The organism is Parvimonas sp. D9, from assembly GCF_035282565.1.
GTDB classification, from domain to species: domain Bacteria; phylum Bacillota; class Clostridia; order Tissierellales; family Peptoniphilaceae; genus Parvimonas; species Parvimonas micra.
In genome coordinates, this window is sequence record NZ_JAYKBM010000028.1 from 1 (window position 1) to 769 (window position 769).

Sequence of the window (769 nt, forward strand, 5' to 3'; positions counted from 1 at the left end):
TCCTTATGTAATGCCATAGCTCCTGGAAACCATGAATCGGCTTTGAAGGTCATGCATACAAGCCTATGTATGTTTTCAGTTGCCTTGGAATTGTCATCTCGCATAAGGCTAACTAAGCAGTATCCATGTGAGTGATGACTTGGGGATAGTATACCTTTAGGCCCACGAACATTTCCTAGGGAAGATACTTCGTACTTGGAGTATCCTGGTATGCTTTTCCAAATCTCAGTCATTTAATTGTAGCCTCAATAGACCCTTTCCAATCGAACATTTTCCCCCAGGAGAATCCAACCTTTGCATCGCCCAGGAAAGGCACTCGGGTGAGACCACGATTAATTGGCACCTGCGTAATGACACCTTGCACATAAGGAATCAGTTCCTGCAGCTTGGTGTTATTTGCATCTACCTCAAAGTAGATGGCGTCGTACAGCTCATTCCAGATATGGGCATCCCACCGTTGCACCAAGGGGCGATGAACGATGATTGCGGTCTCCAGCATGATGTCGGATGCCGTACTCTGGTGTGGGAAGTTGGCTGATTCGTTCTGCAGTGCCTGAAGGTTATCCAAGCCCACAACGCCGAATCGCTTCATACGCCCGAATACGGTGCAAAGATCCTTCTTACGGATAGGTGCATTACGGCACCACGCAATGAAGCGTGCTGCTTCTGAATAGGTATCCATCCATGCATCGATCCAGCGCTGGGCTTCGTCCACAGGAATATTGAACTCCTTGGCAAGCGAGAAAGCTTCACGTCCATACACAATGCC

General features: G+C 48.2%; 2 protein-coding genes. Both read right to left on the minus strand.

Going from position 1 to position 769, the window contains the following annotated elements; translation table 11 throughout:
• A partial coding sequence (locus VJI94_RS07850) for an NUMOD4 domain-containing protein (RefSeq protein WP_324008940.1) occupies positions 1–233 on the minus strand: 233 nt, incomplete at its 3' end.
• Positions 230–769, minus strand: a 540-nt coding sequence (locus tag VJI94_RS07855; protein WP_324008941.1) for a DNA polymerase, incomplete at its 5' end; no start/stop codon positions are given. The genes VJI94_RS07850 and VJI94_RS07855, both read right to left, overlap by 4 nt.